General features: G+C 55.7%; 25 protein-coding genes. 14 read left to right on the forward strand and 11 right to left on the reverse strand.

Annotation, left to right across the window (positions count from 1 at the left end; translation table 11 throughout):
* Positions 1-9: 9 nt before the first annotated feature.
* A complete protein-coding gene (xth, locus tag EH31_RS11595; protein ID WP_034960583.1) occupies positions 10-816 on the forward strand; it encodes an exodeoxyribonuclease III in 807 nt (268 codons plus the stop codon).
* A gap of 120 nt (positions 817-936) precedes the next feature.
* On the opposite strand, the gene EH31_RS11600 is transcribed toward xth, so the two are convergent.
* From EH31_RS11600 to EH31_RS11645, 10 genes are all read right to left on the reverse strand, one after another.
* Positions 937-1614 (reverse strand): cell wall hydrolase, encoded by a 678-nt coding sequence (locus EH31_RS11600; protein ID WP_034960584.1) that lies wholly within the window; start codon positions 1612-1614, stop codon positions 937-939.
* A gap of 213 nt (positions 1615-1827) precedes the next feature.
* Positions 1828-2163 carry a DUF1491 family protein gene (locus tag EH31_RS11605; protein WP_034960585.1) on the reverse strand — a complete coding sequence of 112 codons (336 nt, stop codon included), beginning with the start codon at positions 2161-2163 and terminating at the stop codon, positions 1828-1830.
* 10 nt (positions 2164-2173) lie between these two features.
* Entirely contained in the window at positions 2174-2629 is a 456-nt protein-coding gene (locus EH31_RS11610; RefSeq protein WP_034960586.1) for a PaaI family thioesterase, read from the reverse strand.
* Positions 2619-3083: a PTS sugar transporter subunit IIA gene (locus EH31_RS11615; RefSeq protein ID WP_034960587.1), complete on the reverse strand. Its 465-nt coding sequence runs from the start codon at positions 3081-3083 to the stop codon at positions 2619-2621. Before EH31_RS11615 ends, EH31_RS11610 begins: the two co-directional genes overlap by 11 nt.
* A gap of 159 nt (positions 3084-3242) precedes the next feature.
* Positions 3243-3812, reverse strand: a complete 570-nt coding sequence (gene hpf, locus EH31_RS11620; protein ID WP_034960589.1) for a ribosome hibernation-promoting factor, HPF/YfiA family — start codon at positions 3810-3812, stop codon at positions 3243-3245.
* Positions 3813-3842: 30 nt separating this feature from the next.
* Positions 3843-4550 (reverse strand): DNA polymerase III subunit epsilon, encoded by a 708-nt coding sequence (dnaQ, locus tag EH31_RS11625; protein ID WP_034960590.1) that lies wholly within the window; start codon positions 4548-4550, stop codon positions 3843-3845.
* Positions 4551-4590: 40 nt separating this feature from the next.
* Positions 4591-5202 carry a dephospho-CoA kinase gene (gene coaE / locus EH31_RS11630; protein WP_199797033.1) on the reverse strand — a complete coding sequence of 204 codons (612 nt, stop codon included), beginning with the start codon at positions 5200-5202 and terminating at the stop codon, positions 4591-4593.
* Positions 5199-6062, reverse strand: coding sequence for a shikimate dehydrogenase (gene aroE / locus EH31_RS11635; protein ID WP_034960591.1), 864 nt, complete (start codon positions 6060-6062; stop codon positions 5199-5201). Before aroE ends, coaE begins: the two co-directional genes overlap by 4 nt.
* Complete coding sequence (locus EH31_RS11640; protein WP_034960592.1) at positions 6059-6649, reverse strand: Maf family protein; 591 nt, start codon at positions 6647-6649, stop codon at positions 6059-6061. Before EH31_RS11640 ends, aroE begins: the two co-directional genes overlap by 4 nt.
* A gap of 10 nt (positions 6650-6659) precedes the next feature.
* The gene (locus tag EH31_RS11645; RefSeq protein ID WP_034960593.1) at positions 6660-7505 is read right to left on the reverse strand and encodes a pyruvate, water dikinase regulatory protein; all 846 of its coding nucleotides are present in this window, start codon (positions 7503-7505) and stop codon (positions 6660-6662) included.
* Positions 7506-7837: 332 nt separating this feature from the next.
* On the opposite strand from EH31_RS11645, the gene hemE reads away from it, so the two are divergent.
* The 5 genes from hemE (at position 7838) to EH31_RS11670 (ending at position 11708) form a co-directional block, all read left to right on the forward strand.
* Positions 7838-8854: a uroporphyrinogen decarboxylase gene (gene hemE, locus EH31_RS11650; protein WP_034960594.1), complete on the forward strand. Its 1017-nt coding sequence runs from the start codon at positions 7838-7840 to the stop codon at positions 8852-8854.
* A 5-nt stretch (positions 8855-8859) separates the two neighbouring features.
* On the forward strand, positions 8860-9312 hold the full coding sequence (locus tag EH31_RS11655) for a CopD family protein (RefSeq protein WP_034960595.1): 453 nt from the start codon (positions 8860-8862) through the stop codon (positions 9310-9312).
* A 246-nt stretch (positions 9313-9558) separates the two neighbouring features.
* Positions 9559-10824 (forward strand): transcription termination factor Rho, encoded by a 1266-nt coding sequence (gene rho, locus EH31_RS11660; protein ID WP_034960596.1) that lies wholly within the window; start codon positions 9559-9561, stop codon positions 10822-10824.
* A 54-nt stretch (positions 10825-10878) separates the two neighbouring features.
* Positions 10879-11271 carry a BLUF domain-containing protein gene (locus EH31_RS11665; RefSeq protein ID WP_051699212.1) on the forward strand — a complete coding sequence of 131 codons (393 nt, stop codon included), beginning with the start codon at positions 10879-10881 and terminating at the stop codon, positions 11269-11271.
* Positions 11272-11279: 8 nt separating this feature from the next.
* On the forward strand, positions 11280-11708 hold the full coding sequence (locus EH31_RS11670; protein WP_034960597.1) for a hypothetical protein: 429 nt from the start codon (positions 11280-11282) through the stop codon (positions 11706-11708).
* Here the strand turns inward: EH31_RS11670 and EH31_RS11675 are convergent.
* Positions 11695-12117 carry a nuclear transport factor 2 family protein gene (locus EH31_RS11675; protein WP_051699213.1) on the reverse strand — a complete coding sequence of 141 codons (423 nt, stop codon included), beginning with the start codon at positions 12115-12117 and terminating at the stop codon, positions 11695-11697. The two genes, EH31_RS11670 and EH31_RS11675, sit on opposite strands and share 14 nt — an antisense overlap.
* Before the next feature lie 114 nt (positions 12118-12231).
* On the opposite strand from EH31_RS11675, the gene EH31_RS11680 reads away from it, so the two are divergent.
* The 8 genes from EH31_RS11680 to EH31_RS11715 all read left to right on the forward strand — a co-directional run bounded on the left by EH31_RS11680 (position 12232) and on the right by EH31_RS11715 (position 20134).
* Complete coding sequence (locus EH31_RS11680) at positions 12232-12501, forward strand: DUF6489 family protein (protein WP_199797034.1); 270 nt, start codon at positions 12232-12234, stop codon at positions 12499-12501.
* 45 nt (positions 12502-12546) lie between these two features.
* Entirely contained in the window at positions 12547-13833 is a 1287-nt protein-coding gene (mnmE, locus tag EH31_RS11685) for a tRNA uridine-5-carboxymethylaminomethyl(34) synthesis GTPase MnmE (protein ID WP_034960598.1), read from the forward strand.
* Between the two features lie 97 nt (positions 13834-13930).
* Positions 13931-15784 (forward strand): tRNA uridine-5-carboxymethylaminomethyl(34) synthesis enzyme MnmG, encoded by a 1854-nt coding sequence (gene mnmG, locus EH31_RS11690; RefSeq protein ID WP_034960599.1) that lies wholly within the window; start codon positions 13931-13933, stop codon positions 15782-15784.
* Positions 15781-16422, forward strand: coding sequence for a 16S rRNA (guanine(527)-N(7))-methyltransferase RsmG (gene rsmG / locus EH31_RS11695; protein ID WP_034960600.1), 642 nt, complete (start codon positions 15781-15783; stop codon positions 16420-16422). Before mnmG ends, rsmG begins: the two co-directional genes overlap by 4 nt.
* Positions 16423-16455: 33 nt before the next feature.
* Entirely contained in the window at positions 16456-17235 is a 780-nt protein-coding gene (locus EH31_RS11700) for a ParA family protein (RefSeq protein WP_034960602.1), read from the forward strand.
* Positions 17232-18245 (forward strand): ParB/RepB/Spo0J family partition protein, encoded by a 1014-nt coding sequence (locus EH31_RS11705; protein ID WP_051699214.1) that lies wholly within the window; start codon positions 17232-17234, stop codon positions 18243-18245. The genes EH31_RS11700 and EH31_RS11705 overlap by 4 nt, the downstream gene beginning before the upstream one ends.
* 254 nt (positions 18246-18499) lie before the next feature.
* On the forward strand, positions 18500-19048 hold the full coding sequence (locus tag EH31_RS11710; protein ID WP_034960603.1) for a DUF4402 domain-containing protein: 549 nt from the start codon (positions 18500-18502) through the stop codon (positions 19046-19048).
* A gap of 264 nt (positions 19049-19312) precedes the next feature.
* Positions 19313-20134 carry a fimbrial biogenesis chaperone gene (locus EH31_RS11715; protein ID WP_034960604.1) on the forward strand — a complete coding sequence of 274 codons (822 nt, stop codon included), beginning with the start codon at positions 19313-19315 and terminating at the stop codon, positions 20132-20134.
* Positions 20135-20150 lie beyond the last annotated feature (16 nt).

Raw genomic sequence — 20150 nt, forward strand, 5'->3', positions numbered from 1 at the left:
AATGCTTCCATGAAAATCGCCACTTACAACATCAACGGTGTTAAAGCGCGCCTGCCTCGGCTTAAGGAATGGCTTGAGGAAACACGGCCATCGGTTGCCTGCCTTCAAGAGATCAAGAGCCAGGACAAGGACTTTCCCGCGCACGAATTTGAAGCCTTGGGATATTCGCTCATCTGGCACGGGCAAAAATCGTTTAACGGCGTCGCGGTCCTGGTTGATACCAAGGCGGGCTACTCCCTGAACGAGGTCAAGCGCGGGCTAGGAATTGACGGTCCCAAAGAAGGCGAGGGCGAACAATCACGCTATCTCGAAGCAGACGTCACCAAAGACGGGCAAACGGCGCGCATCGTTTGCATTTACCTGCCCAATGGAAATCCGCAGCCAGGGCCCAAATTTGATTACAAGCTTGCATGGATGGAGAAGCTGCGCGCGCGCATGGCCGAAATTTGGGCCGAGGAAGTGCCAGCGGCGATCTTGGGCGACTACAACGTGATTCCGCAAGACGATGATGTTTATTCGGTGAAAGCCATGGCGTCTGATGCACTGATGCAGCCCGAATCGCGCGCTGCATACAGCCGGTTGTTGGCAGACGGTTGGACCGATGCGGTGCGCACGCACAACCCGAATGGCGGCGTGTGGACCTATTGGGACTATCAGGCGGGCGCTTGGCAACGCGACCATGGTTTTCGCATTGACCACATCTTGTTGTCGCCAGAACTCGCTGACCGTTTAAATGCCGTGGGTGTCGACCGCGAACACCGCGGGCGCGAAAAAGCGAGCGATCATGCCCCCACATGGGCCATATTGCGCGACTGATTCCACTTTTTGGAAAACCCCAAGCAAAAGGACCCCGCCCTCGGGGGGAGAGGGCGGGGCCTTAAGCCATCGGCTGGAGCAATGCCCAGCGATAGAAAGGGTTCAACGATGAAAAAGGGTTCAGCGGTAGAAGACGTGCGTATCGATCTGTGTCACGCGGGTCTTTGTCCGGCTCCACTTGGGCCGAACATAATTTGCGTGGAAATACACCGCTTCGTTGGCTTCTGACTGCCACAGATTGTCATGCGCGATCTTGGCAACCGCCTTGGCGCGGCGCCATGTCGCGCTTGACGTGTTGATCGACGGCATTTTGCCCCCGCGGACAAAGGAAAACTGCGCGCGCTGATAGACGACACCGCAATAGCTTGCAGGCCAGCGATTATCTTGCGCCCGGTTGATCACAACCTCAGCGACAGCGAGCTGCCCGTTAAGAGGCTCACCGCGCGACTCAAAATACACAGCACCCGCCAGACAACGAAGCTGTTCGCTCAAAGTCGCGTTCTGATCAATGCTTGATACAAGCTCGCGCAAGGACGACGCCTCGATAGGCGCATCAACAACTGGCTCAACGACTGGCTGAACCACCTCATTAGCGACAAATGCGATCTCTTGGGAGGAAGGGTTTTGAGGCACGATCTCGATCGTTTCTGCCTCGACAGTCTGGCTTTGCTCCTCAACCACCTCATCTTGAGCGATGAGGTCTTGTGCAAAAGCCTCAGCACCATCGGCGCTGGAGAAACTCAGTGCTGCAACCGCCACAATTGCGGCTGCGCTGTATGAATAAGTCTTACGACTCATGAAACTTACTTTTTGTGCGGTGAGCGAGCTCAGACGCAGGCGGAACCTGGAGTGCGATTATGTCGCGAATTAGGAGAGGTGGTTCAAAAGCCTGCCGGCTGCCCCCCGTCTGCGTGCCATAGGTCGAGCCGAATTGCTCGCGTCATGGCCTGCGCGTCTGGAAGTCGGGGGCTCAAATAATCTCAGACGAAACTATGTCAAGTTAACGACCCCTCACTTGGGCAAAAGCGCGATGAACCGTTCTGGATCGTCGATATCCACCTCAAGAACCCAAATATCCGGGTCCTGAGATTGCCTTCGTGAAATGTATTCGTCAAATTCCAATTGTTTTTCAGGGTCTTGTGATTTTGTCAGCACGAAAGGGCGTGTTCCGTCCAATTGCGGCATCCTTTCGTAAAGTCTCGCATTACTGCCGCGAAACATACTTACTATGAGAATAGTGCCTGCATCGCGCTCCCCTTTGGCTAGCACCATCGCAAAGCCACCATTTGATTCGGCAAGCCGCATCAGGCTCGATACTTCAAGATGTGCGGGGAGCCGCTCGCTCATCGCGATGCCTTTACCCTACATATCCAGGCAGGCTGGAGAGCGGGATGCGCGAGCGCATGAATGTGCCGGTGCCGCGACCGATTTCTTCGCCCTCGCCGTCAACCAACCGGGATTCAGCAACCATCACGCGCCTTTTGCCGCTCACCCATTTGCCCTCAGCCACCACTTCACCCTCGCGCACGGGCTTGGTGAAGTGAAGATTGAAACTGGTTGTGAGAAGGAAGGTATCGGTCGCAAGCGTGTTAGCCGCATAAAAAGCCGCATCGTCGAGCATCTTGAAATAGATCGTCCCATGCGCCGCACCTGCGGCGTGATAGACGTCCTTAGTCACCATAAAGGTCAGGCGCGAAATGCCTTTCCCCGTGATTTCCAGCTTGGAGTTGAATAGCGAATTGACCGGAGCCGAAGCGTAAAGCCGCTCAAGCGCGCGGTAATGTCCTTGCGCTCCTGTCTCTTCAGGCGGCATCGCGGCCAAAGAATTGGTTGGTCAACACCGCAAAGACTGCCTCTGAATCAGGCGCGTCGCCAAGCGCATTGAGCATATTTTCATCGCGCATGATGCGAGAGATCGCAGCCAATGCGTGAAGATGGATGGCCCCCGCGTTTTCGGGCGACACAAGGCCAAATGCAATCGTCACAGGAACAGCATCGGCTGCCTTAAAGTCCACTGGGTGATCAAGCTTAAGCACGACCAGTGTTGGACGGGTCACCGTTTGGAGGCGGCAATGCGGAATAGCAACGCCGCGGCCAAAGCCGGTACTGCCCAAGGCTTCGCGCTGCTCGAGACCTTCCAGCACGTCATCTGCGTTCAGCCCGTAAACTGATGCAAAAAGCTCAGAAATGCGGGTTAAGACCTGATGGCTGGATTCAGCGCGTACCAACGCGATCGCATCCGGCTCAAGTGCAATGTTAACGTCCATGTAAATCCCAAAACTTGTTTATCCCCTTATCACGAAGGGAACATTGAAATCTTCCAATAGTGAGCAAAAGCGCCGCAATTAAGGCGTGTGCTTCCTCTCTTAGGTTTGATTTGGACCGATCTGGTTGCTTTGCGGCTCCCAACCGCTGTCCAGACTTCCTTAGCCCTGAGTGGGTTCAACCCAGCCGATTGATCCGTCGGCGCGGCGATAGACCATATTATGCCGTCCAGTTCCAGCATTTTTGAAAAATAGTGCCGGTGTGTCGCGCAAATCCAGCATCATCACAGCGTCGGCAACGCTGCTTTCAGGCACATCGACGCTGGTTTCAGCGATAATGGGCGGGGCGTCTGCCACCTCCTCTTCGCTTTCGTCTTCGACAGCAAAAATCGTATAGGCCGCTTCTTCTTCTGCTCTTGCATGAAGCGCTTGTTCGTGATGGTCTTTCAGTCGCCTTTTGTAACGGCGCAGCTGTTTTTCAATCTTTGCGGCCGCATCATCCAAAGATTGGTGTGCATCATGGGCGCTGCCTTGCGCCCTCAGGATCAGCCCCTGCATCACATGCATGACAATATCGCAGGTAAAAGCGCTGCCGGGACCTTTGCCAAAGGTCACATGGGAGGAAAGGGCGCGGTCAAAGTGCTTTTCAACGATACCGCCCAGCCGGTCGGATGCGTGTTCCTGGAGGGCTGCACCTGTTTCGACCTGATGGCCTGAGATCCGCATTTCCATATTGCCAGTCCTCCTGTGTGTAATTCTAATTCATCGCGCCCAGATCGCTTCCTTGATCTCGGCGACAAATTCCTCGTGGCGCGCCAGTTCAGCGGCGCTGGCCGCGTGGGGTCGCGGCTCTCTTCGTGGGGCTTTGGGCTTTGTAACAACGCCGTCCGCGCCATTGCTTTGAGCATCGACCATTGCATCGCCGCGCTTTGGTTCACCGGCAAGCTCAAGCCCAATCTGACGCCCGCCTTTGAGTTCAACATAAACCTGTGCGAGCAGCTCTGCGTCCAGCAATGCGCCGTGTTTTACCCGGTGACTGCGATCTACGCCGTAGCGCGTGCACAGCGCATCAAGCGAGAGTTTGGCGCCGGGGTGTTTCTTGCGCGCGATTGCGACCGTATCGATCATACGATCCATCGAAATCGGCTCGCGCCCGATCAACACCAACTCAGAATTGAGGAAGCCAAAGTCGAAGGCTGCATTGTGCGCCACCAAGGGGGCATCGCCCAAAAACTCGAGCAATTCGTCAACTGTTTCAGAAAACAGCGGCTTTCCCGAGAGGAAATCGGCTGATAGCCCATGCACCGCTTCGGCAGCGGCGGGCATATCGCGTTCGGGGTTGTAATAGGCGTGGTAGGAATTGCCGGTCTCAACCCGGTCAATCATCTCAACACAGCCAATTTCGACCATTCGGTCCCCTGTCTTGGGGTCTAATCCGGTCGTCTCTGTATCGAAAATCACTTCGCGCATTTGCTGGACTATCGGCTCATGTGCTGGCGAGCGCAAGAGCCTAGACCTGCGCTTTCAGCACTTCGATCAAAGCGCGCACCTGTTCCTCTGTTTCTTCAAGGCTTACGCCTGTCTCAATCACATGGTCAGCGCGCTCGCGCTTTTCCTGGTCAGGGGTTTGCAGGCCAAGGATGTGTTCAAACTTTTCCGGCGTCATGCCGGGACGGGCAAGGACCCTTTCACGCTGAACTAGGGCAGGGGCCGAGACAACAACGATGTGATCGACATGGGCATGACCGCCACCTTCGAACAATAATGGGATGTCAAAAAGGATGAGCGGCTCATCGGCGTTATCTTTTAGAAACTGCGCGCGTTTTTGGCCCACAGCTGGGTGCACGATCCCCTCAAGCGCGGCGAGTTTCGCCTTGTCAGCAAAAACAAGCTTGCCCAGCGCATCGCGGTCAACTCCGCCAGGTCCGGTAGAGCCCGGGAAGGCAGCCTCGATTGCAGGGATAAGCTCACCGCCGGGACCCTGCATTGTGCGAACCTCGGCATCGGCATCGAAGACCGGGATACCAGCGTGTTCAAACATAGCGGCAACGGTGGATTTGCCCATTCCAATCGAGCCGGTAAGGCCGATCATTTTAGGGCCAGAGGTGCTTTTGTCCTTCATACAGCCAAAAGCTCCACCAATTCAGCGTCGTATTCGCGCGGAGGGGCGGCGTTGAAGAATTTCTCAAACGCCGTGGCCGCCTGTCCGATAAGCATCGCAAATCCATCAATCGTCTGGTGACCAGCCGCGCGTGCATTTTGCAGGAACGGCGTATCAAGCGGGCTCGTCACAATATCGTAAGCGACGCTGTCCGGAGGCGCGTGGCTCCAATCAAAGGGGAGGGGGGGATTGCCTGTCATCCCCAAAGGCGAGGCGTTAACGATAAGGTCAAAACATCCCTGCCGGTCATCAAACTCAAAATCGGTTGCCTTGGCAAAATGGCCGAGATCGATTGCGTGATGCTCGCGCTGGGGGGCAAGCTCATCGAGAAGCGCGCGCGCCTTATCGGGATCGCGCCCTGCCAGGACCAAAGTGAACCCATGCGCTTCCAAAGCAGCAATGATCGCCCGTGCCGCGCCGCCGGTACCAAGAACACGCGCCATGCGGAACAAATGTTTCTCACCAAGCGCGGATCGCAGCGGCTCCAGAAACCCTTCGCCATCGGTGTTATAGCCAACAAGTCCGCCATCCTTGGCGCGAACCACCGTATTCACCGCCCCCAGCTTTTTTGCCAGAGGGTGGAGGCGATCAAGCAGCGGTATGATCGCCTGCTTATGCGGCATGGTGACATTGCAGCCGGTCCAGCGCGGATTGTCTTTCGATTGCGAAAGATAATCGGACAATTCGCCGCTTTTGACATGGGCGCGGCCATATTCGCCTTCGATCCCAAGCTTCTCAAGCCAGAACCCGTGAATAACGGGCGACTTTGAATGCGCAATGGGATCGCCGATCACTTGGGCAAAAGGGGTTGGGGAGGTCATGGCAAGAGCACGCCCTCGTCGCGCAAAGCCCCAAGCACCGCAAGAAGCGGCATTCCCAAAACGGTGAATTGATCGCCTTCAATACTCTCAAACAGCTGGACACCCATGGCTTCAATCCGGAAGCACCCCACGGTGTAGCCAATTGCGGGCCATTCAACCTCAAGGTAATGTTCAATGAAATCAGGCGACAATTCGCGCACCTTCAACCGGGCACAGTCCATATGGCTCCAAATACACCCGCCATCGCGCACAAGAGCAGCCGCGCTGTGTAGTTCTATTGTCTTGCCGGAGAAAAAGCTCAGGTGTTCGCGTGCGTTTTCGCGTGATGTGGGCTTATCGAACCGTGTGCCCTCCACCACGACCAAGGAATCGCTGCCCAGAACGATGCCATCGGGACGGGAGTTTGCGACCTCTGCGGCCTTGGCAACGCTTAATGCTTCGGCAATTTCCGAAGAAGCCGCATTTTGCAAACTCTCTTCAATTGCGCGCTCATCTACATCGGCAGGCACCGCTTCATAAGTCACGCGTGCTGCATCAAGCATCGCCCGACGCGAGGCCGATTTGGACGCGAGTATCAGCTTGGTCATTTCATACCGTTCATATCGGTTTGCTCACTCCATCGACCTGGCGGTCTTTGCGCTGGCGCTCTTGTACCAGGCGGATGATCGCAGCGGCGCTTTCTTCGATAGAGCGGCGCGTCACATCGATAACCGGCCAGCCATTGTCGGCAAACATGCGGCGAGCAAATGTCAGCTCATCCTTGACCTTGTCATTATCAACGTAAGGCGTCTTAGTGCCTTCATTCAAAGACAAGAGGCGATTGCGGCGGATCTGGACCAGCCGCTCTGGCGCGGTGGTTAGGCCAACGACCAGAGGGTGGCGAAGACCAAACAGCGCTTTGGGCGGCGGGCTTTCGACCACAAGCGGGATGTTCGCGGTTTTGTACCCGCGATTGGCAAGATAGATGCTGGTCGGAGTTTTTGAGCTGCGCGAGACGCCAGCAAGGACGATGTCGGCCTCTTCCCAATCCTCCCATGCAACTCCGTCATCGTGAGCAATAGTGTATTGGATCGCATCGACGCGCTTGAAGTAATCTTCATCCATCAAATGCTGTCGGCCCGGGCGGCCGTGCGCTTCCTGGCCCAATTGCGATTCAAGTGCGGCGGTCACTTGATCCAGGACGGGCACTGCGGGAAGGCCAAGGTGCAAACAATGCTCCTCCAACCTTGCGCGCGTCTCCGGATTGACCAGAGTAAACAGGACAAGCCCCGGATTGTCCGCCAGATCAGGCACTATCCGGTCCAAATGCTGACGCGAGCGCACCATCGGCCAGAAGTGGCGGCTGACATCGGGATCATCAAACTGCGCAAGAGCAGCCTTGGCGATCATCTCGAGAGTTTCGCCCGTGGAATCCGAGACTAAATGAAGGTTAAGACGGCTCATAAGTCGATTCGCGCGTGGCCCTGATCAGCTTGTGGACAGAATGCTGCATAAACCACGGGAGAGAACCGTCGACAACCTAGGGACAGTTTTTCCTACCCACTACGCGATTTTTCCTGAGGGTCTTTCTCTACATAAATTCACGAATGTGCACAGGCTGGTAAGACTGGGGAAAGAATCTGATTGACCACGTAATCTTGCGGATTCGGCATGTGTAAATCTTGCTGGACCTTTCCGATTGTATAGGGGAAAGTACGATAATCCCCGCTTTCCACAGGGCCAACAGACTCCATCAAACCTTTTATAATTATAATTTATTTGTTTAGAGGAACCCCATGCCTGGTCCATTGCTTGAAACCCTGAAGGGTAACCGCCAAGAAATCGCTCCTGTTTGGCTTATGCGCCAAGCGGGCCGATATCTTCCTGAATATCGCGAACTTCGCGCTGACAAAGGCGGCTTTCTAGCACTTGTTTATGATAGCGAGGCAGCAGCTGAAATCACGGTTCAGCCGATCAGGCGATTTGGCTTTGATGGAGCGATCTTATTTTCGGATATTCTCATCGTCCCTCATGCGATGGGTCAGGGGTTGGAGTTTCTGGCAGGCGAGGGACCTAAGCTCTCGCCCACTTTGCTTGAAACTGAGCTTGATAGCTTTTCTGCGCAGTATGAGCGGTTTGATCCCATTTACGAGACGGTGCGGCAAACGCGAGCCCAGATATCTGACCAGGTGACGATGCTGGGGTTTGCAGGCTCTCCGTGGACGGTTGCGACCTACATGGTCGCTGGCGAAGGATCGAAGGATCAGGGTAAGACACGGCTTCTGGCCTATCAGGACCCAGCCCGTTTTCAGGCGATTTGCGATGCGATTGCTGACGTTTCGATCACCTATTTGCGCGGCCAAATTGATGCAGGGGCGGAAGCGGTACAATTGTTCGATAGCTGGGCAGGGACGCTTGCCCCTGATGAGTTTGAACGCTGGGTAATTGCGCCCAATGCGAAAATCACTGCGGCGATCAAGGAAAGCCATCCTGACACGCCCGTGATCGGTTTTCCCAAAGGCGCAAATGAGAAACTTCCGGCGTATGCACGCGAAACAGGCGTTGATGCGGTGGGTCTTGATGAATCGCTTGATCCCAATTGGGCCAATGCAAATCTTCCCGAAGGCATGCCAGTGCAGGGCAATCTTGATCCGCTGCTGGTGGAAGCTGGCGGCGATATGCTTCCCAAACGGGTTGAAACCATTCTCAAGGCGTTTGAAGACCGGCCCCATGTGTTCAATTTGGGTCACGGCATCGGGCAATTCACTCCGATTGAGCACGTCGAGACGCTTTTGAAAGCTGTACGGGGCTAATTCTGATGCAAGAGGCGCTGCTGACCATCTATCCTTGGCTCACTGCGGGCCATGTGATTTTCGTCGTGTTCTGGATGGCGGGGCTCTTCATGTTGCCGCGCCAGTGTATCTATATGCACGATTGCGCACCCGGCTCGTCCGAAGAAGCCTTGTGGGCGCATCGCATGGGCCTTTTGCGCAAGATTATCCTCACGCCCAGCCTGATCGTCGTGTGGGTCCTTGGCCTTACACAGGCGGTTGCGATGGAAATGTTCACCCAAGGATGGCTGCACATCAAAATCACGCTTGTGGTGCTCATGTCGGGCTATCACGGGTGGTTGGTTGGCCAGACAAAGAAGATGGCACGCGGCAAACGGCCGCTGAGTGAAAAGACGCTGCGTTTGGTTGGAGAGGTTCCCGGTATCCTCCTCATCCTTATCGTTGTTGTCCTTTATCTTGGCCGTATCCACCTTGCATAAAACGATCATCATCGCAGGCTTTGCGATTGATGGATTGACCAGCGCGCTTTCCGCCCGTAATTTGTAACCCATCAAACCGAATGGTCGCAGCGTCTAACGCTCGGCCCGTCTGCTTTCTCCAAGCCCAGCCTTCCCTGCAATCGAAGCAGCGAGGCACCTCTTTTTTTCGAGAAGAGGGACTGACGTTTCGGCCATCCCTTTGCGCAAGATACCTTTTGCGCCGTAATATTTGGACTGTAATTTTCTATGCACCTTAAAGACTTAAAGGAACGCACCCCGGCCGATCTCGTGGCAATGGCGGAAGAGCTCGGTGTTGAGGGTGCCTCAACCATGCGCCGGCAGGACCTCATGTTCTCAATCCTTCGCGAGCTTGCCGAAGATGAAGAATATGAAGAGAAAATCATGGGCATCGGCACGATCGAAGTGCTGCAAGATGGCTTTGGTTTCCTGCGTTCACCCGAAGCGAACTATCTCGCTGGGCCAGACGATATCTATGTTTCCCCCAACCAGATCCGCAAATGGGGCCTTCGCACAGGCGATACGGTAGAGGGCGAAATCCGCGCACCAAAGGATGGCGAGCGCTATTTCGCTCTGACCAGCCTTAGCACCGTCAATTTTGAGGACCCCGATGCGGTTCGTATGCGGACCAATTTCGATAATCTCACCGCGCTCTATCCTACAGAGAAATTGAATCTCGATACGCTCGATCCGACGGTTAAAGACAAGTCGGCCCGCGTGATCGACATCATTTCACCGCAAGGTAAAGGCCAGCGCGCCCTGATTGTGGCACCGCCGCGCACGGGTAAAACGGTTCTTCTCCAGAACATTGCCAAGGCGATCACCGACAATCACCCGGAAGTGTTTCTGATAGTGCTTCTCGTAGATGAACGCCCGGAAGAAGTCACCGATATGCAGCGCAGCGTGAAGGGCGAGGTGATCTCTTCAACTTTTGACGAACCTGCAACGCGTCACGTGCAAGTCGCTGAAATGGTGATCGAAAAGGCGAAACGTCTGGTTGAACACAAGAACGATGTTGTGATCTTGCTCGATTCGATCACGCGCCTTGGCCGCGCCTACAACACGGTTGTGCCATCCTCGGGTAAGGTTCTTACAGGCGGTGTCGATGCGAACGCTCTGCAGCGCCCAAAACGCTTCTTTGGTGCAGCGCGTAACATTGAAGAGGGCGGATCGCTGTCCATCATTGCAACCGCTTTGATCGACACCGGCAGCCGGATGGACGAGGTGATCTTCGAGGAGTTCAAGGGCACCGGTAACTCTGAAATCGTGCTTGATCGCAAGGTATCCGATAAACGTATCTTCCCAGCCCTTGATGTGGGCAAATCGGGTACCCGTAAGGAAGAGCTTCTGGTCGAGAAGGACAAGCTCTCCAAGATGTGGGTATTGCGCCGCATCCTTATGCAGATGGGCACCGTAGATGCGATGGAATTCCTCCTCGACAAGATGAAGGATTCCAAGACAAACGAAGATTTCTTCGATACTATGAACCAGTAAGGGCACTGGGACAACGAAGGCTTCGTACCAAGTGGTCACAGGGAGGGTCGCAGGTTGATCAGTCAATACGTTTATATCAGCACGGCCCAAGGCCTTTCTCGCGACCAGGTTCAGGCGATTTTGGACAGCTGTGCCCGCAACAATGTGGAGCACGGAGTTACGGGCCTTCTGTTGTATAATGGCCGCAACTTTCTCCAACTTTTAGAAGGGGATAAGGTTGCGGTTGATCAGCTCATGACGATCATCGAAAAGGACCCTCGCCATGCAGGTCTTGCCATTTTGCACAAGGGCGAGGTTGATGCGCGTGTGTGCCCCGACTGGGCGATGAAGTGGATCGCGATTTCAGATGCGTTTGATCTGCGTCAAGAACGCCTCGAGGAAGACCTTCCCAAAGCCGTTGATCCGGCAATTCACAAGATCGTTATGAACTTTGCCATGCTCAATTAGGCGGCTGTATGACTGACCTGGTCACTGTTTCCATCGCTGTTTCGCGCGCTGAAGCTCTCGTCGTTGCTTCGATGTTGGAAGGTTACGGCATCCCAGTTCATATCGGAGGGGATCGGCAAGGCTCGACCGAGTATTTGTCTCTCGCTTATGGCGGCTACAGGCTTTGGATATCGCAGGACGACCACGAGGTTGCATCGCAAATTATCCGGCAATCCGGGGCTCTGGACGAAGGCGACCAGCGCAAATGGCCACGCAGGGCGCTTGTTCGGTTTTTGTTGATCTGGACTGGCCTGAAAGTGGCTATAGTAATTGGCTTCTCCGGTGCATCGGGTGTATCGCCGCCGCTGTATGCGTTGGGCTTCGTCATGTTGGAAAGCCTGACCGCGCCAGTAAACCCGCAAGGGCGAGCGGATTATTTTTTGGCTAGCCCTTCTTAAGCTGCGTCCCCATCATCTCCCACACTTTGTTCACAGCCTGTAGTGGGCGCACCATCACCTTGAAATCGGTGATCTTTCCGTCATCATCGAAGGTGATGATATCGACCCCATTGACCTCAATCCCTCCCATGACCGTACGAAACTCAAGCACAGCTGAGGTGCCGCTCACGACCTCGCGTAGATACTCAAAACTGTCATTACCAAGCGTTTTACCTGCGGCGGCAAGATAAGCTGTGGTGATTTTGCGGCCCCGTTGCGGTGTATGGACAACCGGAGAGTGAAAAACGACGTCTTCATGGAGGATTGAGCTAAGGCCCTCCATCGTGCTGCCCCCGGCCAGAACCTCGTGCCAGTGTTTGAGCCCACCAAGCGCGGGTGAGTTTTGGGTGGCTGTGCTTGCGTGGGTCATTATCGTTCACATTTCCTGTAATAGGGTATGAAACAAACCTAGCCATTGCTCGGCGCTTGATGCAAACCCAAATGCATGGTCTGATTGATGCAGGCGATTTTGTGGGAGAGTGCGATGAAAATTAATGTAGAATTTGACTGCACACCCCAGGAAGCGCGCGAGTTTCTGGGCCTTCCTGATGTGAGCGAAGCAAACAGCATCTATGTCGAGAGCATCACCAATGCGATGAAGGGCGTTCAAAGCCCTGCGCAATTGCAAGAATATGCGCAAGCGCTTGCTCCAATGGGTCAAATGGGCCTCAAAATGTTTCAAAGCTTTGTTGAAGGCGGCCTTCGCGGCGCTGGTGTCTCTGGTGGAAAATCCAAGAGTGGCTCTGACGAATAATCCGCGCAAGGTTGGTAATAGTCCGACTGGGCGAACCCCATTGAAATGAATGCAGACCTCCCCACCATTTTTGCGATCTCAAGCGGCGCCCCTCCTGCGGCCATTGGAGTAATCCGGGTAAGCGGGCCGAAAGCTGGGCTTGCTTTGTGCGCATTGACCGGGCGTGATCTCGAACCACGGCGCGCTTCCTTGGCAAAGTTGCGGGACAATTCAGGCGAAGTGCTCGATGAAGCGCTCGTTTTGTGGTTTCCGGGCCCAAAGACGGCGACAGGGGAGGATCTGGCGGAACTTCATTGTCATGGGGGCCGCGCTGTCCTTGCCGCTGTGTGCGAGGCCCTGGGGGCGATAGATGGCCTACGTCCGGCGCAAGAGGGCGAATTCACCCGACGTGCATTCGCCAATGGCCAGATTGATCTGGCACAGGCTGAAGGGCTCGCTGACCTTTTGGAGGCCGAGACCGAATTGCAGCGTGCTGCTGCCATGCGCAGCGTGAGCGGAGCGATATCTGACAAGGTAGAAGGGTGGCGAGAGCGTGTCTTGCAGCTTTCTGCGCAGATCGAGGCCGCGCTCGACTTTTCTGACGAAGACGATGTGAGCGAACTGCCGCCAACGTTTGTTGAGAGTATCGACGAACTCGCCGCATCAATAGAGGATTGGCTGACGCGTCCACGGTCTGAACGGTTGAAGGATGGGCTTAGGATCGTCCTCGCTGGGCCGCCCAACTCGGGCAAATCCACTCTGTTTAATGCTCTTGTAGAGAGCGAAGCGGCGATCACGTCTCCGATAGCGGGCACAACCCGCGATGTGATCGAACGCAGCGTTGCGATCAAAGGCGTTCCGTTCGTCTTTATCGATACAGCTGGGCTTCGCAGCGATAGCGCGGACGAGATAGAAGCGATCGGGATAGCGCGCGCCAATGACGAATTTGAACGCGCGGATTGCGTGCTCTGGCTCGGCAAAGAAGGCGAGGGGCCGCCCGATGCCTGGGAGATTGCAGCAAGAGCGGATTGTACCGATTTTGTCGCCAAGCCCTCAGCCCTTCATAGCGTGTCTGCAACGACAGGGGCGGGGCTCACCGGTTTGAAAGATGCTTTGGTCGCATTTGGACGGGCCCGTCTGCCAAAACCCGGTGATGCCGCTCTCAACGCAAGACAGCGGGACCGTTTGAACGAGGCGTATGAGGCTTTGGTATCGGCGAAATCACAAACGGATTTTCTCCTTATTGGAGAAGATTTGCGCAGTGTACGCCTCGCATTTGATCGTCTGATTGGCCGAACCTCGACTGAAGATATGCTCGATGCACTCTTCGGTCGCTTCTGCATCGGGAAGTAGGTCTCTCGCGTTAGTTGCTGGTTGAGTGTTTCACGTGAAACAGTTTCGAGGCAAAACGCCTTTGACGGGGCCTAGGAGAGGCTCTATTTGGCGGCTCATGCAAAATTTTGATGTTCTTGTGGTTGGCGGCGGGCACGCCGGTGTTGAGGCAGCCTGTGCGGCTGCGCGCATGGGCGCGCGCACTGCGCTCATCAGCTTTGACCTTGAAGCCATCGGAGCGATGAGCTGCAACCCTGCAATCGGCGGGCTGGGCAAGGGCCACCTAGTTTGCGAGGTCGATGCACTGGACGGTGTTATCGGCAGAGCGGCCGATGCGGGCGCTATACATTATCGCATGCTAAACCGGTCGAAGGGCAGTGCGGTCTGGGGCCCAAGGGTTCAAGCGGATCGGAAGCTCTTCAAAGCGGAAGTGAAGCGCATTGTTCGTGCGCAAGATAAACTCACCCTTGTGGAAGGCGAGGCAGCCGCGCTTTCGCTAAAAGGCGGCAAGGTCGCTGGGTTGGAGCTTGCGGACGGCACACTCATTGAGGCCCAGCGCATCATTTTATGTACGGGCACCTTTTTGGGCGGCATCCTCTTTCGCGGGGAGGAGCGCTTCGAAGGGGGCCGTATTGGCGAGAACGCAGCAGCGCGGCTCGCAGAACAGCTTCGTGGTGCAGACTTGCCTATGGCGAGGCTCAAGACAGGCACCCCGCCGAGGATTGATGGGCGCACGATCGACTGGTCACAGTTGGAAGAGCAGCACTCCGATGCTGACAATTGGACGATGTCGGCCATGGCAAGCGAGAGGGTGAACCCGCAAGTATTCTGCGCGATCACTCGCACGACCCAAGCCGCGCACGACATAATTCGTCAAAATCTGCACCGCTCACCCTTATTCTCGGGTGCAATCGGGGCTGCGGGTCCACGGTATTGCCCCTCCATCGAGGACAAAATCCATCGTTTTGGAGACCGCGATGGTCATCAGGTATTCCTGGAGCCAGAGGGGTTGGACACACATCTCGTCTATCCCAACGGGATCAGCACGTCTTTGCCGGTTGATGTGCAGCACGATATGCTGCGAATGATGCCCGGCCTCGGCAGCGCCGAGATGGTGGTTCCGGGCTACGCGGTTGAATACGATCACATCGATCCACGTGCGCTCACCCCTGATCTTCAGCTTCGCGCCATTCCAGGCCTTTATTGTGCTGGTCAGATTAATGGCACCACCGGATATGAAGAGGCAGCGGCGCAAGGAATGGTTGCGGGACTTGAAGCTGCTGCGGCAGCATTGGGCAAAACCGCTCCTGCGCTCGACAGGGCTAACTCCTATATCGCGGTGATGATTGATGACCTCACGCTGCAGGGTGTTTCTGAACCCTACCGCATGCTCACCTCGCGTGCGGAATACCGGCTTCGCCTGCGCGCAAACAATGCATCGACCCGTCTCACCCAGCTTGGCATTGATGCGGGATGTGTTGGTGGGGATCGACTACGATGGTTCAGATCGCGCGATGTTTCACGTGAAACAGTTAGGGCCGCGTTTGCATCGAAGGTCCATTCGCGCGAATTGGCTGACGCGGGAATGAATGTGCGGCGCGATGGCGGTGAGAAGCCCATTGAAGAGTGGTTGCGGCACGGCGGCGTGGATGTGTCCACTATGCAGCCGTGGCTCAGCGAGTTGAACGGCGTCGATCAAGCGCTTGTCGAGGAAATGGCGGAAGATGCCGCCTATGCGCCCTATCTCGCACGCCAAGAGGCTGAATTGCGCGATTTGCGCGCAAGCGAGGCGCTAGGCCTACCGTCAGATTTTCCTTATGAACAGGTGCCTGGTCTCTCAAACGAGATGGTTGAACGCTTGACCAAGGCGGCCCCAGTGAGCCTGGCAGCAGCAGGACGTGTTCCGGGCATTACACCAGCGGCCCTGTCGGCTCTTCTGGTACACGCTCGGCGTTGGCAAAACGCGGCGTGAGCGATCGACGGCTTCTCACGAGTGAGACTGAGGCAAGATCCTACGTCGAAAGCCTCGCAAGCCAAGAGGCGTGGGAAGGTCTCAACCGCTATGCGTCCTTGCTCCTTGAAGAGAATCAGCGGCAGAACCTTATAAGCAAGCCGAGCGAGGCAAGCCTTTGGCTGCGTCATATAGCGGATAGCGCTCAGTTGCTTGAGCACGCTGGCCTTAATGCGCCATCGCAGAATACAGATGGACCCTGGCTTGATCTTGGTAGTGGTCCAGGCCTTCCGGGACTTATTATCTCGATCCTTTCCCCTGAATTACCGGTTGTCCTCGTTGAATCTCGTGCCCGGCGGGTTGAGTTTCTTGAGCGATGCATAAGCGAGATGGGCCTCAACAATTGCACTGTTCGTGGTGACCGCTTGGAACGGATTGACCCATTTCATGCTGGTATTATTTCGGCACGGGCTTTCGCGCCGTTGGAGAAGCTCCTGAGTTTATCCGCACCCTTCTCCACAAAGCATACTCGCTACCTCTTGCCCAAAGGGCGGTCGGCGGCGCACGAATTGAAACGTGTAAAGGCGCCGATTCGGAAGATGTTTCACGTGAAACACTCGTTGACCGATGCAGACGCAGGGATCATCGTGAGCAAATAGCTCTGATTGAGCCAACCAATAAGGGAGAGCCCAGTGCTTACAATTGCCATTGCGAACCAGAAAGGCGGGGTGGGGAAGACCACAACCGCTATCAATATGGCAACAGCAATGGCTGCGACCGGTTGGCGCACGCTTTTGATCGACCTTGATCCGCAGGGAAATGCGTCCACGGGTGTTGGGGTTGAGGCCTCGTCACGCCACGTTTCGAGCTATGATATCCTCGTGGAGGGCCTGCCCCTTGCAGAAGCCACTATGGAGACGAGCATCCCGGGGCTGGATATTGTCCCTGCAACAGTAGACCTTAGCGGGGCTGAGGTGGAGCTGGTTTCTGTGGAAGAGCGCACCGAATGTCTGCGCAAGGCTTTGGCCGGGCATAAGGACCACGAAATCTGCTTTATCGATTGCCCTCCATCGCTTGGGCTTTTGACCTTGAACGCTCTGTGCGCCGCGGATTCGATCCTTGTGCCGCTACAATGCGAGTTTTTCGCGCTGGAGGGCTTAAGCCAGCTTTTACAGACAGTTGAGCGTGTTCAACAAGGCTTTAACCCGAGACTTAACATCATTGGCGTTGCGCTCACCATGTTTGATCGCCGCAACCGTCTGACCGACCAGGTTTCCGATGATGTGCGCGATTGTCTTGGTGATTTGGTGTTTGAGACAGTGATTCCGCGCAATGTTCGTCTTTCCGAGGCGCCGAGCCACGGGCTTCCCGCGCTGGTTTATGACCACAGCTGCGTTGGCAGCCGGGCATACATTGCTCTGGCGCGTGAATTGATTGGACGTTTCCCCCCTGAAAGACAGGTTGCAGCATGAGCGGTAAGACATCAGACCCCATTCCTTTTTCGGTGCCACAGCGCAGTCCAGCGGACCGCAAGAAGAAGCTGGGTAAGGGGCTTGGCGCGCTTTTAGGTGAGACTAAGCGCGAGGAGCCGCTTGTCAGGCAAGATGGTGAGGGGGAGCAAGGCCGCAGCGGCCAAGGCTTGGCTGCGCAGACATCTGGTGACGGGTCTTTTTCAAGTGAATCTCCGTTCAAATCCCTGCCAATTGCCTCAATCCAGCCTTTGCCGGGTAACCCGCGCAAACATTTTGACGAGGGTGCGCTTGAAGAATTGGCGGCATCGATCGCTTCGCGCGGGGTAATCCAACCCATCATCGTGCGACCCAAGGGCAATGGCCGTTATCAATTGGTCGCCGGTGAACGTCGCTGGAGGGCGGCCCAGAAGGCGCGCCTTCATCAAATCCCCGCTCTCGTGCGCGAGCTCAGCGACCGCGAGGTCATGGCGCTTGCCCTGATTGAGAACCTCCAGCGTGAAGATCTCAACCCGGTTGAGGAAGCGCGTGCTTACCAACGTCTCGCTGATGACGAGGGGATGACGCAGGCGGAAATTGCCCGGATGGTTGAAAAGTCACGCAGCCATGTCGCGAACATCCAGCGTCTTCTGGGCCTTCCCGAAGCTGTGCTTGATCTTGTTGAGGGCGGTAAGCTTTCGATGGGGCACGCCCGCGCGCTTGTGGGGCACGAGGATGCAGCAGCGCTCGCTAAACAAGCGGTGAATGACAAGCTCTCCGTACGCGAAATTGAAAAGCTCGTGCGCAAGGTTGCCAAAGAGGTGGGTGGTGCGAAAGCAGTAAAACCCTCAATCGCTGCCGACGGTGAAGACGCAGATATCGTCGCTGTTCAGCGCCATCTTGAGGAATTCCTTGGACTTAAAGTCCGAATCAAAGCGGATGCCGACCCGCGATCGGGGGCGATTACGATCCAATATGGCTCTCTTGATCAGCTCGATTTGTTGTGTCAGCGGCTAACGGGCGGTGATTTTTAAGAAGAAAATTTGCACGTGATCTGATCGAAAAGGTCAGGATTTCAGGTGCTTGGAGTTAATCAGGCGAAAGTCCTACCGCTCCATTAACCATACCTAAAAACGAAAGCGGAACCCCGGACTTCTACCTAGAGGGCCGAACGGGAAAAAACTCGTTCGGTTAGGGTGATCTGGTGCAGTGATTCGCGACGGGTTGCGAGAGTGCTTTGTCCTTCACCCTGACAACGGGAAAAAAGAATTTTCGGAAGGACCACAAAATGACCAAGATTTTTCGCACTGCCGCTGCTGGCGTTGCACTTTTCGCCGCTGTAGGCCTCGGCTCAGCTGCTCACGCCCAAGTTACCGAAAGCGCGGATGCGACTGCAGAAGTTCTTGCAGCACTTCAGCTGACTAACGATGCCGGCCTCGACTTTGGTGCGATCGTCGTAAACGCTGGTTCAACCGGCGGTAGTGTTGCAGTGGACTTTACTGGTTTCCGCAATTGCGCAGGCGATGTGATCTGTGGCCCAGGCGGCACTGAGCAGGCTGCTGCCTTCACTGTCACCGGTGCTGCGGGCACCAACGTGTCAGTATCTGTCCAGGACCTCGGCGCAAACCCAGTTGTTCTCACGCATACCGGCTTCGCTGGCTCAACCAGCAACGAGCACCTGATCGAGCTGACATCGCTCCAGGATGGTTCATTCGGCGGGTTCCCGTTCTTCAACGGCTCTGAAACCTTCAACGTTGGTGGAACTATCTCTCTCGACGGGACTGAAATCGCTGGCACCTACGAAGGTTCGTTCGACGTAACCGTTCAGTACCAATAATCTCCTTGATGCTGAGCGCCCGCCCTTAGGGTTGGGTGCTCAGCCAGAGACCAAAACAAGAAGCCGCACCCTTTCATAGGGCTGCGGCTTTTTGTTTTTGGGTCTGGGCCCTCGAGATTGGCCCCTCATGCCATGCGGTCTTTAACCAATCTTAACCCTATTTGCTTACCAACTTACGTGAAAACGCGTGGGGGCTCAGGTGGTGATGAGCTTCCATTCACGGGAGCTATGGAAAATATGTCACTGAAGTCTTTTGCAAAAACCATGAAAACTGCTGCTTGCGCTGCTGCTGTCGGCCTTGCTGCTCTATCGGGCGCTCTATCAACCTCAGCGCAGGCTCAGGGCGATCTCCTTGTTGCTCCCACGCGGGTGATCCTTGATGGATCACGTGGCACAGAAGTGATTCTTAGCAACATCGGATCAGAAGAAGCGACCTACCGGATCGGGCTCGAGCTGCGCCGCATGACCGAAGATGGCCGCCTGGTTGAGGTTGAGAAAAGCGAAGCGAACAGCGTCGAAGAAGCATCGCTTGGCATGATCCGTTATGCGCCGCGCCGCATCGCTCTTCCTCCAGGGCAGCCACAGGCTGTGCGACTGGCGGCGCGCCCGGGCGCAGAATTGCCCGATGGCGAATACCGCGTGCATATGTCTTTCAAGGCAATCCCACGTCCGCGCGAAGTAACTGAGGAAGAGACGCGTTCTGATGCGGTGACCTTCCGCCTGGTCCCGATTTACGGGATCACCATTCCAATTATCGTGCGCCATGGAAGGGTTGAAGCGCAAGTGGCCCTGACACAGCCGAGCATCGTTGCCGGCGAAAATGGCCCAGAACTCGCCATGTCGATCGAACGTTCCGGCGAGAGCTCGACTTACGGCGTTTTGAGCGTTGTGAAGCCGGGTGTGCCTGATCCCATTATTCTTGCAGGCGGCATCGCGGTTTATCCCGAAGTTGGTTCGCGCGAGGTGCGCATTCAGCTGACCGATGAACAGGTTGCGCAGATCAAAGGTCCTGGCCGGATCGAATATCGCGAACTGCCTGAGCAGGGCGGGGCGTTGATCGCCGCTGTTGACGGAATGATCGGCTAAGGCTGGCTCAGCCAGT

The organism is Erythrobacter longus, assembly GCF_000715015.1.
GTDB lineage: Bacteria > Pseudomonadota > Alphaproteobacteria > Sphingomonadales > Sphingomonadaceae > Erythrobacter > Erythrobacter longus.

Bases quoted from the DNA above. Each gene is read 5' to 3' on its own strand.
- xth (WP_034960583.1), top strand. From the start codon at position 10: ATGAAAATCGCCACTTACAACATCAACGGTGTTAAAGCGCGCCTGCCT.
- EH31_RS11600 (WP_034960584.1), bottom strand. From the start codon at position 1,614: ATGAGTCGTAAGACTTATTCATACAGCGCAGCCGCAATTGTGGCGGTT.
- EH31_RS11605 (WP_034960585.1), bottom strand. From the start codon at position 2,163: ATGAGCGAGCGGCTCCCCGCACATCTTGAAGTATCGAGCCTGATGCGG.
- EH31_RS11610 (WP_034960586.1), bottom strand. From the start codon at position 2,629: ATGCCGCCTGAAGAGACAGGAGCGCAAGGACATTACCGCGCGCTTGAG.
- EH31_RS11615 (WP_034960587.1), bottom strand. From the start codon at position 3,083: ATGGACGTTAACATTGCACTTGAGCCGGATGCGATCGCGTTGGTACGC.
- hpf (WP_034960589.1), bottom strand. From the start codon at position 3,812: ATGGAAATGCGGATCTCAGGCCATCAGGTCGAAACAGGTGCAGCCCTC.
- dnaQ (WP_034960590.1), bottom strand. From the start codon at position 4,550: ATGCGCGAAGTGATTTTCGATACAGAGACGACCGGATTAGACCCCAAG.
- coaE (WP_199797033.1), bottom strand. From the start codon at position 5,202: ATGAAGGACAAAAGCACCTCTGGCCCTAAAATGATCGGCCTTACCGGC.
- aroE (WP_034960591.1), bottom strand. From the start codon at position 6,062: ATGACCTCCCCAACCCCTTTTGCCCAAGTGATCGGCGATCCCATTGCG.
- EH31_RS11640 (WP_034960592.1), bottom strand. From the start codon at position 6,649: ATGACCAAGCTGATACTCGCGTCCAAATCGGCCTCGCGTCGGGCGATG.
- EH31_RS11645 (WP_034960593.1), bottom strand. From the start codon at position 7,505: ATGAGCCGTCTTAACCTTCATTTAGTCTCGGATTCCACGGGCGAAACT.
- hemE (WP_034960594.1), top strand. From the start codon at position 7,838: ATGCCTGGTCCATTGCTTGAAACCCTGAAGGGTAACCGCCAAGAAATC.
- EH31_RS11655 (WP_034960595.1), top strand. From the start codon at position 8,860: ATGCAAGAGGCGCTGCTGACCATCTATCCTTGGCTCACTGCGGGCCAT.
- rho (WP_034960596.1), top strand. From the start codon at position 9,559: ATGCACCTTAAAGACTTAAAGGAACGCACCCCGGCCGATCTCGTGGCA.
- EH31_RS11670 (WP_034960597.1), top strand. From the start codon at position 11,280: ATGACTGACCTGGTCACTGTTTCCATCGCTGTTTCGCGCGCTGAAGCT.
- EH31_RS11675 (WP_051699213.1), bottom strand. From the start codon at position 12,117: ATGACCCACGCAAGCACAGCCACCCAAAACTCACCCGCGCTTGGTGGG.
- EH31_RS11680 (WP_199797034.1), top strand. From the start codon at position 12,232: ATGAAAATTAATGTAGAATTTGACTGCACACCCCAGGAAGCGCGCGAG.
- mnmE (WP_034960598.1), top strand. From the start codon at position 12,547: ATGAATGCAGACCTCCCCACCATTTTTGCGATCTCAAGCGGCGCCCCT.
- mnmG (WP_034960599.1), top strand. From the start codon at position 13,931: ATGCAAAATTTTGATGTTCTTGTGGTTGGCGGCGGGCACGCCGGTGTT.
- EH31_RS11705 (WP_051699214.1), top strand. From the start codon at position 17,232: ATGAGCGGTAAGACATCAGACCCCATTCCTTTTTCGGTGCCACAGCGC.
- EH31_RS11710 (WP_034960603.1), top strand. From the start codon at position 18,500: ATGACCAAGATTTTTCGCACTGCCGCTGCTGGCGTTGCACTTTTCGCC.
- EH31_RS11715 (WP_034960604.1), top strand. From the start codon at position 19,313: ATGAAAACTGCTGCTTGCGCTGCTGCTGTCGGCCTTGCTGCTCTATCG.